This is a genomic window from Flavobacterium sp. 11 (genome assembly GCF_002754315.1).
Taxonomy (GTDB): domain Bacteria; phylum Bacteroidota; class Bacteroidia; order Flavobacteriales; family Flavobacteriaceae; genus Flavobacterium; species Flavobacterium algoritolerans.
The window spans coordinates 3,261,609-3,277,067 of record NZ_PEFE01000001.1 but is presented as its reverse complement, the minus strand read 5'-3'; the positions used below and the strand labels follow the sequence as shown (position 1 = coordinate 3,277,067).

The 15,459-nt window shown below is 35.6% G+C and carries 14 protein-coding genes; 3 read left to right on the top strand and 11 right to left on the bottom strand.

Features of this window, described 5'->3' with window-relative positions; genetic code table 11:
• Positions 1-60 precede the first annotated feature (60 nt).
• The 6 genes from trxA to CLV00_RS14180 form a co-directional block, all read right to left on the bottom strand.
• Entirely contained in the window at positions 61-360 is a 300-nt protein-coding gene (gene trxA / locus CLV00_RS14205) for a thioredoxin (RefSeq protein ID WP_099715796.1), read from the bottom strand.
• Entirely contained in the window at positions 353-559 is a 207-nt protein-coding gene (locus CLV00_RS14200; RefSeq protein ID WP_099715795.1) for a hypothetical protein, read from the bottom strand. Before CLV00_RS14200 ends, trxA begins: the two co-directional genes overlap by 8 nt.
• 25 nt (positions 560-584) lie before the next feature.
• Positions 585-1,421: a methyltransferase domain-containing protein gene (locus tag CLV00_RS14195; RefSeq protein WP_099715794.1), complete on the bottom strand. Its 837-nt coding sequence runs from the start codon at positions 1,419-1,421 to the stop codon at positions 585-587.
• Positions 1,422-1,470: 49 nt separating this feature from the next.
• Entirely contained in the window at positions 1,471-2,886 is a 1,416-nt protein-coding gene (locus CLV00_RS14190; protein WP_099715793.1) for a rhodanese-like domain-containing protein, read from the bottom strand.
• Between the two features lie 79 nt (positions 2,887-2,965).
• Positions 2,966-3,754, bottom strand: a complete 789-nt coding sequence (locus CLV00_RS14185) for a sulfite exporter TauE/SafE family protein (protein WP_099715792.1) — start codon at positions 3,752-3,754, stop codon at positions 2,966-2,968.
• Positions 3,755-3,821: 67 nt separating this feature from the next.
• On the bottom strand, positions 3,822-4,448 hold the full coding sequence (locus tag CLV00_RS14180; protein ID WP_099715791.1) for a Crp/Fnr family transcriptional regulator: 627 nt from the start codon (positions 4,446-4,448) through the stop codon (positions 3,822-3,824).
• A gap of 286 nt (positions 4,449-4,734) precedes the next feature.
• Between CLV00_RS14180 and CLV00_RS14175 the strand changes: the two genes are divergently transcribed.
• Together CLV00_RS14175 and CLV00_RS14170 are read left to right on the top strand one after the other, a co-directional pair.
• Positions 4,735-5,046, top strand: coding sequence for a rhodanese-like domain-containing protein (locus tag CLV00_RS14175; RefSeq protein WP_099715790.1), 312 nt, complete (start codon positions 4,735-4,737; stop codon positions 5,044-5,046).
• 65 nt (positions 5,047-5,111) lie between these two features.
• Entirely contained in the window at positions 5,112-6,692 is a 1,581-nt protein-coding gene (locus CLV00_RS14170; protein ID WP_099715789.1) for an NADP-dependent glyceraldehyde-3-phosphate dehydrogenase, read from the top strand.
• Between the two features lie 445 nt (positions 6,693-7,137).
• On the opposite strand, the gene katG is transcribed toward CLV00_RS14170, so the two are convergent.
• Entirely contained in the window at positions 7,138-9,393 is a 2,256-nt protein-coding gene (katG, locus tag CLV00_RS14165; RefSeq protein WP_099715788.1) for a catalase/peroxidase HPI, read from the bottom strand.
• 384 nt (positions 9,394-9,777) lie between these two features.
• Between katG and CLV00_RS14160 the strand changes: the two genes are divergently transcribed.
• Complete coding sequence (locus CLV00_RS14160) at positions 9,778-10,224, top strand: tellurite resistance TerB family protein (RefSeq protein ID WP_099715787.1); 447 nt, start codon at positions 9,778-9,780, stop codon at positions 10,222-10,224.
• Positions 10,225-10,584: 360 nt separating this feature from the next.
• Here CLV00_RS14160 and CLV00_RS14155 read toward each other — a convergent pair whose 3' ends face one another.
• The 4 genes from CLV00_RS14155 to CLV00_RS14140 all read right to left on the bottom strand — a co-directional run bounded on the left by CLV00_RS14155 (position 10,585) and on the right by CLV00_RS14140 (position 15,425).
• Positions 10,585-12,015, bottom strand: a complete 1,431-nt coding sequence (locus CLV00_RS14155; RefSeq protein ID WP_099715786.1) for an OprD family outer membrane porin — start codon at positions 12,013-12,015, stop codon at positions 10,585-10,587.
• Positions 12,016-12,153: 138 nt separating this feature from the next.
• Complete coding sequence (locus CLV00_RS14150) at positions 12,154-13,848, bottom strand: bifunctional UDP-sugar hydrolase/5'-nucleotidase (protein WP_099715785.1); 1,695 nt, start codon at positions 13,846-13,848, stop codon at positions 12,154-12,156.
• A 101-nt stretch (positions 13,849-13,949) separates the two neighbouring features.
• Positions 13,950-14,375, bottom strand: a complete 426-nt coding sequence (locus tag CLV00_RS14145; protein ID WP_099715784.1) for a DsrE family protein — start codon at positions 14,373-14,375, stop codon at positions 13,950-13,952.
• A 9-nt stretch (positions 14,376-14,384) separates the two neighbouring features.
• Complete coding sequence (locus tag CLV00_RS14140) at positions 14,385-15,425, bottom strand: c-type cytochrome (RefSeq protein ID WP_099715783.1); 1,041 nt, start codon at positions 15,423-15,425, stop codon at positions 14,385-14,387.
• Positions 15,426-15,459 lie beyond the last annotated feature (34 nt).

The window sequence follows — 15,459 nt, the reverse complement described above, 5'->3', positions numbered from 1 at the left end:
GCCAAAAGTTCAATAATCACTCCCAAAAGTAACTTCTAAGTTGCAAATGCTTTGGGTTATTTATTGCTTTTTTTCCAAAATAGTTTTGATGATTTCCTCTTTGGATACTACACCGGATTGTCTCCATAATTGTTTTCCGTTTTGGAATAAAATCATCGTTGGAACGCCTCTAACCTGATACTGACTTGAAATTTGCTGGTTTTTGTCCACATCAATTTTGATGATGGAAACATTATCACCTAAGCTGTCTTTTACTTCTCTTAAAATGGGACTGAGCATTTTGCAAGGTCCGCACCATGTGGCAAAAAAGTCTACTAAGACCGGTTTGTCTGAATTGATAATCGTAGCGAAATTATTCATCTTTATTGTATTTATTGTTAGGAATAGTACAACCATTAGAACCACAACCCAAATTAAAAATGACCTGAATGAAGAAAAATAGTCCAAAACCAATGAACATCCACTCTTTTAAAATATAGGCTTGAGCAAATAAAAATAAGGCAAACACCAGACGAACCCAGCGCATAAGATGCCAATTTGTAAATAATAATGCTTTCATTTTTTTCGAAAAAAAGAATTTAGTTTTACGGATTTATTTTTTTTATTTTATACTTCTCATCATAAGAAATAACGTCTTGCAATACTTCGATTGCAATTTCATTTTTACTGACAATTAATACTTCAGCAAAGTTACTGCTGATGCTTACATTTAATACACAGTCAATTCCTGCCAATTTTTTTGTGATGGTTTCCATACAGTCGCTGCACGTAATTCCATCAAATTCATATAAATTCACAACAACCTGATTGTTCTTTTTTAATTCGAAAAACAATTCAGAATTTGCTCTTGGTGCAATTGAATTTTCAGAAACATTCATTTTCAAAAAGTCAAAAGCAGCTGTAAAAAGCAGTTCATATTCTTCTTTGCTTCCGCCAAAAGGAGGGCCAGATTCAAACATTCTATTGAACAATAATCCCGCTAAAATTCCTTCATCAGCCAAAAGTTGATGCATTTTCCAAACGTATTTTTGACGCATTGTTGGAGGCAAAGCACAGAAAAAAGTTTGCTCAAGAACCAAATCATAGTTCCCTTTATGTTCAAAGAAATCACCCAGTATGATTTGAATATTAGGATTGTTTTTGAACTTTTCTTTTAAAACTGCCACAGGTGTTGGCGCAATATCTATAACGGTTATGTTTGTAAAACCTTGTTGCAAAAGATATTCGGCTTCATAACTGTTTCCGCAACCGGGAATCAAAATACTGCAGTTTTTATGGGCAATCGTATCTACATATGTTTGTATGGGCGGCGATACTTTGCCTAAATCCCAACCGGTAGTTTTGGCTTCGTATTGCGATTCCCAATAAGATGCGTCTAGCGGTTTATCACAGGAAACTACACAACATTTTATATCTTCCATAATTTCATTTTTTTTGAAAATGCTTTTACTATTGTTATTGAAATTGCTTTTATTTCAAAACTTTACTTTGGCAAACAAAATCGGTTTTTGGAACAGTCGTTTTTGCAATAGCATTAAAGCCACCTTCAATTTCTGTAAAATTTCTAAATCCGCGAGCTTCCAGTATCGAAGCCGCAATCATACTGCGGTATCCGCCTGCGCAATGCAAATAAAAATGTTCTTTTGGATTTATATCTTTTATCCATTCATTTATTGCAGCTAAAGGCTTGCTGTAGGCTTCTTCAACATGCTCGGCACAATATTCACTTTCTTTACGGATATCGATTACGTTGCTTTCGCCAATTTTCACAGCTGCAGCAAATTGTTCGGCTGTTATTCTATTTACGGTATCAACTTCTTTTCCGGCTTTTGCCCAAGCATTAAAACCACCATCAAGATGGCCAATCAACTTATCAAAACCTACACGACTTAAGCGCGTAACGGTTTCTTCCTCTTGACCCAGTTCACAAACAATTAAAATTGGTTGTTTTACATCGGCAATTAAAGCACCAACCCAAGGAGCGAAATCGCCATCAATTCCAATGTTTATCGATTGAGGAATAAATCCTTTGGCAAATTCACCGTTTTTTCGAGTATCTAGAATTAAGGCTCCGGTTTCTTCGGCAGCCACTTCAAATTCAACTACAGATAACGCGCGCATTCCTAAATGCAATACGTTTTCAAAACTGTCATATCCTTTTTTATTCATCGCCACATTCATTCCAAAATAGGCTGGAGGAGGTAATAAACCCTCAGTTACTTCTTGTATAAATTCGGCTTCAGTCATATTGGCTCGCAACGCATAATTTGTAGCTTTTTGGTCGCCAATGGTTGATACTGTTTCCTTACTCATATTTTTTCCACAGGCACTTCCTGCACCGTGAGCCGGATACACAATGACATCATCTGCCAAAGTCATCACTTTATCTCTTAAGGAATGAAATAAAATACCCGCTAATTGCTCTTGAGTCATGTGTGCCGCTTTTTGTGCTAAATCCGGTCTTCCTACATCTCCAATAAACAAAGTGTCTCCGGAGAAAATGGCATGGTCTTTTCCGTTTTCGTCAATCAATAAAAAAGTGGAGCTTTCCATCGTATGTCCAGGAGTGTGCAATACTTTTATTTTGATGTTTCCAATGGAGAATTCCTGTCCGTCTTTAGCAGAAATACATTCAAATTCACAAGTTGCATTTGGACCATAAACAATTGGAGCGCCGGTTTCTCTGCTCAAATCAACGTGACCGGATACAAAATCAGCGTGGAAATGGGTTTCGAAAATGTATTTTAATTTTACGCCATCTCTCTCCAATCGGTCCAGATAAGGTTGGGTTTCACGTAACGGGTCAATAATTGCCGCTTCGCCATTTGAGGTTATATAGTAAGCACCTTGGGCTAAACATCCTGTATATATTTGTTCTATTTGCATGATTGCGTTTTTTAATTTTACAGTACAAATGTACTTCTGTTTTTTAGGATAAACAGTGACAATTGTTACATTCCATTTTTTAATTGAAGAAAAATTCTTTGATAATAATATAAATTCCCATTACTAATACAAACCAACCAAAGATTGGTTTTAGTTTAGTTCCATCTATTTTTTTTGAAAGCTTGATGCCAATAATCATTCCTATAAATGCCATACTTGAAATCATCAGTAAAAACGAATAATCTATAGGAGTACCAATATATAAATCACCTCCAAAACCGATACTTGAGTTTATAAAGATAATCAATAATGAGGTGCCAACGGCTTGTTTCATTGGTAAATTAGCAAAAAATAATAAGGCTGGGATGATTAAAAACCCGCCTCCGGCTCCTAAAAATCCGGTTACAATTCCAATTAAAAATCCAATTAGCCCAAGCTGTGTATAATTTGTTTTTGGAGGACTTATAACCGTTTTTGTTTTGCGTATCATAGCTATAGCGGCTGCTATCATGAGTACTGAAAAAACAATCATTATCAGAAAATTTTTTGATACTTGGTAGGAAGCAATGGAGAAAATTGTTGCCGCTATTTTTGGGAAAATGACTTCTCGAATGATCAGGATAGAAAAAACGGAAGGAATGGCAAAATATAATGCCGATTTAATTTTAAGATTTCCCATTTTATAGTGACTGATGCATCCAAATAAAGCCGTGATTCCCACTATAAATAGAGAATAACTGGTAGCCGTTTCAGGATCTATTTTAAAGAGATAAACCAGAATAGGAATAGTAAGTATAGATCCTCCGCCTCCAATTAATCCTAATGAAAGCCCAATAATAATTGAAGCAAAATAGCCTAAATATTCCATCTTAAATTTTTTGAAATAATATTTCTATCCATTTTGTTTACAAGAAATGGATTTTATTGAGCTAATTTTATTTTAATAGTTCAATGTTATTGCGGTGTAAGGAAACAATACCGCGTTGTTCCATTTTTTTCAACAAACGGGAAATTACTTCTCTTGATGTATTGAGCTCAGATGCGATTTCCTGATGGGACAGTTTCAATTCCTTGCAGCCACAAGCATCAGCATGGCGTTTCAAATAAAATTCCAAACGCTCGTCCATTGCCCTGAATGCAATACTGTCAATCACTTCCAAGACTTCTTCAAAACGACTGCGATAAGAACCAATCACAAATTCATACCAACTGCGGTGCTCCATCATCCACTTATCCATTAATGGAAGCGGAACCATGATTAATTCAACATCCTCAACAACTTTAGCCATTATTTGGCTTTTTTCGTTTTTGGTGGCACAAATCATAGAAATGGCACAAGCTTGTCCGGGTTGCAAATAATACATGAAAAATTCACCGCCATTTTCATCTTCGCGGTAAATCTTTATTTTCCCGCTGATTACTAAAACAGTGTTTTTGATATACTGCCCAGTTCGTATAATTATATCACCTGTTTGATAGGAATGAATAGTTGCATTGGCTTCTATTTCTTTCACTAATTCATTAGAAAATGAAGGAAAAATTTTTTTTACGGAATCAAGCATTTTGGTCTTTTTTTCTATCGTTTGTATTGTAAAAGTAATCTAAAAAACTCAAAAAAGGATGGTAATTTTTGGCGTTAAAGAAAATGGCTGGTCCTTGATTGGCGCTATATTGTTTACACATTTCCTATGGATTTAATAGGCTATTTTTCGTAAAAATACTTGCTGATTTTATAGTTTCTTGATAATTAATGTTTTGCGAAAACGTTTTCTTATGAATATTATCCAATTAACAAATCGTGCGTTTATTGTTAGCTAAAATCTTTGTATTTTTACAAAAAACATCACTATGAATTTAACACAAGAAGATTGGGTTTCTCAATTTGAAACTGACGAAAACGCAGTAATTTTAGACGTGAGAACCGAAGCCGAATTTAACGAAGGAATTATAGCCAATGCCATTAATATTGATATTCATTTGGGACAAGGTTTTATCTCTGAAATTGAAGCGTTAGACAAAACAAAAAACTATTATGTGTATTGTCGCTCCGGAATGAGAAGTGCAAAAGCCTGTGAAATAATGAATGAGCTGGGCTTTGAAAATGCATATAACTTAGTTGGAGGCATTATAGAATGGGATGGAGAAGTAGTTGCTCCATAAAACGCAAAGAGGCCAGTGCCTCTTTGTTTATTTAAAATTTAAATTAAAACATAAAATACTTTAGTATGAATGTAATACCAGAAGAATTTCAAATTAGCACTTTATTAAATCAAGATACGTATTTAGTTGACAGAGAATTAAAAAAATGGACCGGTCAGACCACTCCGGTTTTTTCAACAATTTCATCCACCGAAGAATACGGCCCAACTATTTTAGGTTCAATCCCGTTTATGGGAGAAGCTGAAGCGCTGGAAGCAGTTAATGCAGCTAGTGCAGCATATAATAACGGTCAAGGATTATGGCCTACCATGAAAGTTACGGATCGTATCAAATGCATGGAAAATTTTGTTACTCAAATGAAAACAACCCGTAAAGAAGTTGTTAAATTATTGATGTGGGAAATTGGAAAATCATTAGGTGATTCTGAAAAAGAATTTGACAGAACCGTAGAATATATCTACGATACAATCGACAGTTTAAAAGAATTAAATAGTCGTAGCGCTCATTTTTCTAAAGTACAAGGAATAAATGCCATGGTTCGCAGAGGACCGCTTGGTGTTGTTTTATGTCTAGGACCATACAATTATCCGTTGAATGAGACTTTTTCGTTGCTCATTCCTGCCTTGATTATGGGAAATCCGGTAATTTTTAAACCTGCTAAACATGGAGTTTTATTAATTTCTCCTTTGTTGGAAGCTTTCAGAAGCAGTTTTCCAAAAGGAGCCATCAATATTGTATACGGTCGCGGACGTGAAGTGGCTTCGCCAATAATGAAATCCGGGAAAGTAGATATTTTGGCTTTGATAGGAAACAGTAAATCAGCAATTGCATTACAAGACCAGCATCCGAATAAAAACAGATTGCGTTTGATATTAGGTTTGGAGGCAAAAAATCCTGCGATAATCCTTCCGGATGCCGATTTAGATTTGGCTATCCAAGAATGTATTGCGGGCTCTTTATCGTTCAATGGACAGCGTTGTACGGCTTTGAAAGTGTTGTATGTGCATGAGTCTATTGCAGATGAGTTCAACAAACGTTTTGCTGCCAAAGTGGATGCGTTGGTTTTTGGAAATCCGTGGGATGCATCCGTGTTTCTGACGCCTTTACCAGAAAAAGAAAAACCGGCTTACATTCAAGAATTGATTGATGATGCGACCAGTAAAGGAGCTGCGATAATCAATGAAAAAGGAGGGAAGCATTCTTCTAATTATATTTTCCCGGCAGTTTTATTTCCTATAAATAAAGAAATGCGCGTGTATCACGAAGAGCAATTTGGTCCAGTTGTGCCTATTATTTCTTTCAAAGACATTCAAGAGCCTTTGAATGATATGGCCGAATCAAATTACGGGCAACAAGTAAGTTTGTTTGGAAAAGACATCAAAACTATTGCGCCGCTTATTGATGCTTTGGTAAATTTAGTGTGTAGAGTAAACTTGAACAGTTCTTGCCAAAGAGGACCGGACGTTTTCCCTTTTACAGGACGAAAAGATTCAGCTGTAGGAACATTGAGTATTCATGATGCCTTGCGTTCGTTCTCGATTAGAACCTTTGTAGCATCTAAAGACAATGAGTATAACAATGCTATTTTACAGGAATTACTGAGCAGTAAAGAATCTAATTTCATTAATACCGATTATATTTTGTAATCTCTTTTTAATTAAAAATTTAAGCCGTCTCGTTTTTCGTGACGGCTTTTTTTATGGGATTGAGTTTGCAAATGAGATTTTTATTCTCAAAAAATTATGTAATACGTCTAAGTCTTTTTAAATAATTATAAATTTTCAATGTTTTACGGTTTCCCGTAAAGCATTGAAAATGAAATCATTTAGATTTGTTGGTATAGATTAATTTATGGTTAGTTATCTATCACATTAGCAGAAGTCATTTAATGGCACGAAGCCATCCAAAAAGGACGGATTAGTGCCACTTTATGGCTGGTATATATCTTATAAAAAATACAGAATATAGAATCTTTTTAAGATTAATAAACAAGTTTTATTTAGGTATAATCAGTCTGCAAATCAAACTACAAAATAAAAAAAGGTGGTCCGTTGCCAGACCACCTTTTCAAACAAATTATAAATTCTAATATTAAACTAAGTCGAATCGGTCTAAGTTCATCACTTTAGTCCAAGCTGCGATAAAGTCTTTTACAAACTTTTCTTGAGCATCGCGATAACCATACACTTCGGCAAGTGCTCTTAACTCTGAGTTAGAACCAAAAATAAGATCCACACGAGTTCCAATCCACTTTAATCCGCCTGCCATACGATCACTTCCTACAAAGGCATCATCAGATTCTGAAACTGCTTTCCATGTAGTACCTAAATCAAGTAAATTCACAAAGAAATCATTAGTAAGAGTCTCAGAACGTTTTGTGAAAACACCGTTTTGTGATTGATCAAAGTTAGTATTTAGCACACGCATACCACCAACAAGAACTGTCATTTCTGGTGTTGTCAAGTTCAATAATTGAGCTTTGTCAACCAACATTTCCTCTGCTGAAACCGTATATTTTGTTTTAACATAATTACGGAATCCATCTGCTTGAGGCTCCAGAACTGCAAATGATTCTACATCTGTTTGTTCTTGTGAAGCATCTGTTCTTCCTGGAGAAAAAGGCACGGTTACATAATGTCCTGCATTTGCAGCTGCTTTTTCAATTCCTGCGCTACCACCTAAAACGATCAAGTCAGCAATTGAAACTTGTTTTCCACCAGATTGTGTGCTGTTGAACTCATTTTTGATATTTTCAAGTTTGTTAAGCACTTTTTCCAATTGAGACGGATTGTTTACTTTCCAATCTTTTTGAGGTTCTAAACGAATACGGGCACCGTTAGCACCACCACGTTTATCAGAGCCACGGAAAGTAGATGCTGATGCCCAAGCAGTAGTTACCAATTCAGATACAGACAATCCTGAAGCCTGAATCTTAGCTTTAAGCGTAGCAATATCTTGGTCATCAATTAATGGATGCGTAACAGCTGGAACCGGGTCTTGCCAAATTAATTCTTCAGCAGGAACCTCTGGTCCCAAATAGCGCGCTTTTGGTCCCATATCTCTATGCGTTAGTTTGAACCAAGCTCTTGCAAATGCGTCGTTAAATTCGGCTGGATTTTCAAAAAAGTGTCTTGAAATTTTCTCGTATATTGGGTCAACTCGTAATGATAAGTCGGTAGTCAACATAAAAGGTTGATGGGTTTTTGAAGGGTCGTGAGCATCTGGCACTGTACCAGCTCCTGCATCACCTTTTGGTTTCCATTGATGTGCTCCGGCCGGGCTTTTTGTTAATTCCCATTCAAACCCGAACAGGTTTTCAAAGTAATTATTACTCCATTTTATTGGGGTTGTCGTCCAAGCACCTTCCAGACCGCTGGTAATTGTATCACCTGCATTCCCAGTGCCATAGGTATTTTTCCAACCTAAGCCTTGCTCTTCAATTGACGCTCCTGCTGGTTCTGGGCCCACGTATTTATTTGGATCAGCAGCACCATGGGTTTTCCCTAATGTATGTCCACCAGCAATAAGAGCTACCGTTTCTTCGTCATTCATCGCCATACGGGCAAAGGTTTCACGGATATCACGAGCTGCTAATAGCGGATCAGGATTACCGTCAGGACCTTCAGGGTTTACATAAATAAGCCCCATTTGCACAGCAGCTAAAGGATTTTCTAAATCACGATCACCTGAGTAACGGCTATTTGGAGTATTACTAAGTGCTAACCATTCTTTTTCAGAACCCCAGTAAATATCTTCTTGTGGTTCCCAAACATCGGCACGTCCACCAGCGAAACCAAAGGTCTCAAAACCAGCCGACTCAAGTGCGCAGTTACCCGTAAGAATCATTAAATCTGCCCAAGAAATTTTCTTGCCATATTTTTGTTTGATTGGCCATAATAACAAACGAGCTTTGTCCAGATTAGCATTATCCGGCCAGCTGTTTAGTGGTGCAAAACGCTGTGTTCCGAAACCAGCACCACCACGACCATCTGCAATACGATACGTTCCTGCACTGTGCCAAGCCATTCTAATGAAGAACGGACCATAGCTGCCGTAATCTGCCGGCCACCAATCCTGAGAGGTGGTAATGACATCCATAATGTCTTTTTTCAAAGCTTCTAAATCCAGAGACTTAAATTCCTCAGCGTAATTAAAAGCTTCTCCCATAGGATTGGATAGAGAGGAGTTTTGGCGCAGAATGTTCAATTTCAATTGATTTGGCCACCAGTCACGGTTACTAGTTCCTGAACCGGAACCTTGTTTTGGAGCAACTCCTCCAGAAAACGGGCATTTACTTTCTCCGTTGACGTTGTAGGATGTTGAGCTCGGGTTTGTGTTATTTTCCATAGTATGATTGATTTTTTATTTACTTAAAGCGAATTTACCAAAAACTATCCGTACTTAATTTTATTTTTAATAGATAAAAACTATAGTTACAAATGGTGTTAGTGATTGATAAATTTACTAAAAATGTTTAATTAAATGAACATCAGTTCATCAGGATATTATTAAGCCAGTATTAAATTCATAAATTAGTGAGAATCGTTCTCCTTAACTTTTATTATTTTTGATACGGTTGTATTTTGTCTTATAAAAATTGGGAATTGGTTTCTTGTTCAAGTGGTCCTCTAGTTGAAAATTTACTGATACCTAAAAAATAAATGGTAATTTATTCCCAAACTCAAGCAATGTGTTGGAAGGTAAACAGTAACTTTAGAAAAAAATAAAAATATGAATTCATTTGAAAATAAAAATATTAGTGACCAAAATCCAGTAACCTCAGAGTTTGAAGCTTGGGTTGGAATTTTATATTCTTGTATTTCTGCCGATAATCAAATTACGGATTCGGAAACAGCATGGTTATCAAGAGTATTGCATTCGAAACAAAAATTTGTCGGAATCGATATGGCACCACTTTATGCAAAATCATTCAATTTAAGAATGGAACTGGGGCAATTAAAATACATTTCTGCCTGTTGTGAACTAATTAAAGAAGAAGATAAAGAAACTGTATTTGCTCTTGCATTAGAAGTGTTACTGGCTGACGGAACATTGGAAAAAGAAGAAAAAAACCTAATTGAAGTTTTATCAAATCGACTCAAAATTGATGCTGATATGACCAGTAAAATAATTGAAGTGATTTTCTTGAAAAACAAAGGGAATATAAAAGGGATATAAAAGGCAATTCTGATACAGTCAATACCTAAGCAGATTAAATCTATTTTATAACCTCTTTATCTTGAAAATATTACGTAATTTAGAGTATTCAAAATAGTAAAACAAAAATCAATAGTGATCATTCATCGCTATTGTCTTTAAAACGTAAGGGCTATCAAAAAGAAACTCAAAATAGCAAAGGAAAATTTTCACGAAAGACTGCATCGGGAACCCTTAATTACACATCCCCGATTGAAGTTTATTCCTAATATTGTGCTGAATCTGATTAGCTGTATCATCACATTTGCTGTGGTAGGAACGTTGTTGTATCTACTGCTGAATTATTTGATAATGAAATTTTATCACTTGGATTAAAGGGTTTTAAAAATTGAAATTGACAATAAAATTGATAGTACTCATGTCAGTTTTGTTGAAAACATAATTTTTGTTGCCGTAAGTTTCTCTCACATTAAATTTATGCACATACAATAGTTGGGCATCAAAACCTTTTAAAAATCCTTGAAATTCATATCGAATGTCAGCGTTAGTCTGGACATAAGATGGTAATCCGTATTTGTTTAATGCAACGTTTTTTACATCCGGCAAATCAAAATAACCAACTGCGAAATTTGATTTGAATGTTTTTTTAGGATGTGTATATTGTAATTTAGTCATCAACGCATTTACATCTCCAAAACCTTCATTGCGTTCTCTTGGCATAAACGTATAAAAAGGATCTCGACCCCATTCTCGGGGCATTAAATACCTTCCTTTGGCTGTAATTCGGTTGTAATTTAAAGTCAATTCGAGCGTTTTATTTTTCCAACCGAGCCTTCCTCCAAAAGTTTGTGAGTTGCTATTTTTTTGAAAATAGGTTTTATTTTGATCTTCATTTCCTCCAAAATTCAGTCCGTTTTGGTAAATGGTTTGAAATCCAATAAGCAGTTTTGAGTTTGAATGTAAAGGGTAGGCATAGTCCATTTGGAGCAAAGCAGTATTAAATATATTCTCTACATATTGATTCCACAAAAGTGTTTTTAGATGCTGTATGGATTCATTTTGCACACCAAAAATATAAATTCCGTTGCTGTCTAAATTCCCTACATAATCAGATTTTGTTCCATCTGGATTCACGCCTGTAGGGTAGATTCCTATTGATTCTCCCACTTCAAAATATTTTAGCGTGCTTCGTGGTGAGATTCCGTAGAGGTAGCCTAAATTGATTGTAGTCTTTTTGATTTCATTAAAATCTATCCAAATTCCGTTTACTGCTGTAGGACGCATTCGGCCATCTTGAAGATTAATAAAGGGAGTATTCAGGAGTTGTTTTCCAAGAGTTACATCTGATTTTTTATAGTTGTATTTCAAATATAATTCTTCTAATCGACTTAAATTGTCTTTTTTTGATGGGTTTTGGATATCAAAAAGTGCTACTTCATATCGATTGGGAGCATTTGTAATGGAATCTTTTTTAGTAAAATCAGAGGAACCAATATTAAAAACGTAATAGCCGCTTACGCCAAATTGAAAATTATAAAATTTAGCGGTTTCAAACTTTACGCCTCCGCCAAGTGCATTCGCATAATAATCAGATAAGCCCTTTTCATTATTGGTATTCATCAAATAATAACGAAAATGGCCACTGAAATTTCCATTTTTGAAAGCATTTAAAATCGAGGTAGAATCAAATTTTTCATTACTTTTTTCTTTCCAAACTGTTGGCTTATCTAAAATTTCCTGATGTTGCGCAATTGTATTTATAGAAAAAAGGAGAGAGGTAAGTATATAAATTATTATGAAAAATTTTTTCATTTTTGAACGTTTAGATTTGGTACAAAAATAATTCCATCAATATAATTGGGAAGTAACTTTTATCACATTGACCAAAAAAAACAAAGCCGAATGTTCTATACAATCGGCTTTATAACTTTTGACTTTACGATTGAAAGACTATCTAAAAGTATAATCAACACCTGTAACTTGAGATAGCAATGTTTCTGGAGCATCCAAAATTATCGCGTTTTTTTCGGGTGTTGGCGTAACGGGAGAATTTTGTTTTAAATATTCTCTCATTACCGTATGCAAAGTTGAGGTTGTATTTTTGGCATCTATAACGCCTTTCATTCTGCAAAGCATATCCACAGGATCGCCATCACGTTCACATGCCATGATGGTATATAGTTTTTCAGAATCGATCGGAATATTTTTCACAGTAATACTTTGCACTCTTTTGTCCATTTCTGCAAAAGCATTGAATTGTACCTCCATTCCCTTGAATTTTACGACCCAACCGCCAAAACGTTTCGAAGCATCTTCGGCAAAGACATTATTTAATTCTTTTTCGAGCCAGTTTTTCAATTGCTTTCCAGTCACTTTTGCGGTTCTTACGGTGCTGTCCACGGGAAGCATATCAAAGATAAATCCGTTTGTGATGGGAATATTTCCTGTTTCATTCGGAGTAGTTTTGGGCGGACAGAAACGGAATCCATTAGAAAGATTAATATCGATTTCAGGAAATTTCCAGTTTAGAGCATTCAAAATCATCGTGTCAATAGGATTTTCTACCACAAAATAACGGTACAAAGGAATCGTGCTATAGCCAATAACCTGATTGATTTGTTCTTGATAAAGAGCTTCTTTCTCTTTTAATAATTTCTCAATTGTACCATCGGGTTTTATTTTTGGAGAATCGACTTCTATTAATTCATAGCTGTCTTCAATGACTTTTCCGTTGAGGATAGTCAAATCTAATTTCCCAATAAAAGAACCGAAGGCTCCAGGTTCCACCACTTTAGAATACTTACAAACAATAGGTTTGCGGACTCTTTCGTGCGTATCGCCACCCAAAATATAGTTCACACCTTCACATTCTGGTCGGTTTGCCAATGCTATTTGCTGCGATAAACCCAGATGTGCAATTATAATTACATAACTGCATTGTTCCTGATTTCTTAGCACATCCACATAATGAGCCAGATTTTCTTCGGGATTAGTATATAAGATTCCCTTGCTGTAATTTGGACTTTGGCGCAATGGTACCAAAGGATCGGTGTATCCTAAAAAACCAATTTTTGCTCCGGCAATATGCCAAATCGTATACGGCTGAAAAATAAGTTCACCTCGTTTTCCTTCGCCTAAATCGTGGTACATATTTGTACAAATTTTTGGTGCATCAAGAGAACCTAACAGCGTTTGCATTTTTCTTTTTCCATAAATTACTTCCCAGTTTCCAGGTAAGTACAAATCGTAATTCAATGCATTTAAAATGGGAACAAAAGCTTCACCAGTGGTTTCTACGCTTAATTCGCTGCCTTGAAACATATCACCGGTATCAATAGTAAAAGTATTTGGGTTTTTCTTTTTTAACTGTTTCAATAAGGTTGCCATATAGGCATAACCGCCCGTTTTTCTAAAAACGGCTTTGCCATTTTCCCAGAATAACTCATCATGCGGATGAATCTGACAATGCACATCGGTGGTTTGAAGAATAGAAATTGTTTGCAGTTTAGAACCATCTATTGTTGTATCCAAGTTTATTTTTTCAGTCTGATTTGCATTTGCAATAGCGGAAATAGGCGAAATAATCGCAGCACCGAGGCCTAATGTCCCCACTGATTTTAGAAAATCTCTTCGGTTATTGCTCATGGTTTTAGGTTTGTTGGTTTAGTTTTTAACAGCTTTTTACAGAAAAACTACAGCTAAATTAATGGTGTAAGATGGTGTAAAATATAATTTACATTTTTAATTTAAAATCCGCCTTTGACGTACGTCCAGCCTTGCTCTTGTTTTTCAACAATTTCAGCAATTCCAACCGGCACATATTCTACTTCCGGAATCAATTGGTCTTTGTTTACTTTTTGACTTTTCATGGTGTTCTCACATACTAAAAAGCGGACACCTTTTGCCCGAAGCGCTTTTATGGCGTCTATTTGCTTTGATTTTGCAGACATTACTAATGGCAAACCCATACTGTGAATGACGACTTCGTATTTGGCATTTGGCCAATGTGTAGTCATATTTTTCAGCTGGTTTACAATTGCTTTCTGTTGCAAAGTATCAGTAGCATTAGTAAACTGGAAAACGATTTTATGGTTGTTCGGCTTTTTTTGTGCCAATGCGCCAATTGAAATCATACTAAATACAAGAATAAATAAAAGGGTCCCGTTTTTCATAATTGAGTTTTAAGATTGTTTTTTTTCGTTTTTCTTTTTTTCGTCTTTTATGGGTTTAAAAGGTCCGAATTTATGTTGCGCTTCCGTAAAGGTATCAGAAAAAGGACCAAAAGGATGATCCAACGGTTTTTTAGAAATATTGGGCCAGTCTTGACTTAAATCTTTTGATGGTCTGTCAAGATTTTCAACATAAGCGGCAATATCCCAAGACTCTTCATCAGATAATTGAGGATTATCATACGTAGCGCCCAGCGGCATATTGTATTTTATATACCCGGCAAAACGACTGATTCTAAATAATCCCGCACCATTATTATATGAATTTTTGCCCCAAAGTGGTGGATACGTATACTCCTTTTTATCTTCTGCCAAAATTCCTTGACCATTCACTTGATGACAACTGGCACATTTGGTATCGTACAAAGCTTTTCCTTTAACTGGGTCTGCAGCTCTGTCTAAATATTCTAAATCATAGATTCCAGAGGCTTTTGCTTCTTTTCCTTTAGGGACATTACTACCAATATATTCGATATACGCAATCATGGCTTTCATCTCTTTTTCATCTCTTTTTAGAGGCTGACCATTTAAGCTTCTTTCCATGCAATCATTGACTCTTTTGTAAAGGTCTTCTACTTGTCCGCTTCGCGCTCTCATTTTTGGATACATAGAATATACAGAACCGTAATTATTTCCCCAAGGTTTTGTGCCCGCATCTAAGTGGCAATTGTTACAATTCATACCATTAGTAATTTGCTTCACACTACCATTTGGACCCAAATATTTAGCGGTATGTGCAATTAAATCTTTGCCATATTCCACTTCCTGCTTTAAAGTTGAATCAGTAATCAAATTGATATCAGCTGGTTTCCAGAATTTTGCCATTTCGTTTTGTAAAATCACTTTTTTCTCGGCATCGATATAAAGAGAGTCAATATTTACATCACTTTTTTGAAACCAAGCGGTGATTGATGAATTGAAAAACAAGAATAGCAACAACCCTATTATTAAAGAAATAATAGTGATGAAGAGGTAAATTACCCTTTTTATCATCGACCTAAATTGGACTATATTTTGTTTTTCTGAA

Coding starts and splice junctions, on each gene's coding strand:
- trxA (WP_099715796.1), bottom strand. CDS start 360: ATGAATAATTTCGCTACGATTATCAATTCAGACAAACCGGTCTTAGTA.
- CLV00_RS14200 (WP_099715795.1), bottom strand. CDS start 559: ATGAAAGCATTATTATTTACAAATTGGCATCTTATGCGCTGGGTTCGT.
- CLV00_RS14195 (WP_099715794.1), bottom strand. CDS start 1,421: ATGGAAGATATAAAATGTTGTGTAGTTTCCTGTGATAAACCGCTAGAC.
- CLV00_RS14190 (WP_099715793.1), bottom strand. CDS start 2,886: ATGCAAATAGAACAAATATATACAGGATGTTTAGCCCAAGGTGCTTAC.
- CLV00_RS14185 (WP_099715792.1), bottom strand. CDS start 3,754: ATGGAATATTTAGGCTATTTTGCTTCAATTATTATTGGGCTTTCATTA.
- CLV00_RS14180 (WP_099715791.1), bottom strand. CDS start 4,448: ATGCTTGATTCCGTAAAAAAAATTTTTCCTTCATTTTCTAATGAATTA.
- CLV00_RS14175 (WP_099715790.1), top strand. CDS start 4,735: ATGAATTTAACACAAGAAGATTGGGTTTCTCAATTTGAAACTGACGAA.
- CLV00_RS14170 (WP_099715789.1), top strand. CDS start 5,112: ATGAATGTAATACCAGAAGAATTTCAAATTAGCACTTTATTAAATCAA.
- katG (WP_099715788.1), bottom strand. CDS start 9,393: ATGGAAAATAACACAAACCCGAGCTCAACATCCTACAACGTCAACGGA.
- CLV00_RS14160 (WP_099715787.1), top strand. CDS start 9,778: ATGAATTCATTTGAAAATAAAAATATTAGTGACCAAAATCCAGTAACC.
- CLV00_RS14155 (WP_099715786.1), bottom strand. CDS start 12,015: ATGAAAAAATTTTTCATAATAATTTATATACTTACCTCTCTCCTTTTT.
- CLV00_RS14150 (WP_099715785.1), bottom strand. CDS start 13,848: ATGAGCAATAACCGAAGAGATTTTCTAAAATCAGTGGGGACATTAGGC.
- CLV00_RS14145 (WP_099715784.1), bottom strand. CDS start 14,375: ATGAAAAACGGGACCCTTTTATTTATTCTTGTATTTAGTATGATTTCA.
- CLV00_RS14140 (WP_099715783.1), bottom strand. CDS start 15,425: ATGATAAAAAGGGTAATTTACCTCTTCATCACTATTATTTCTTTAATA.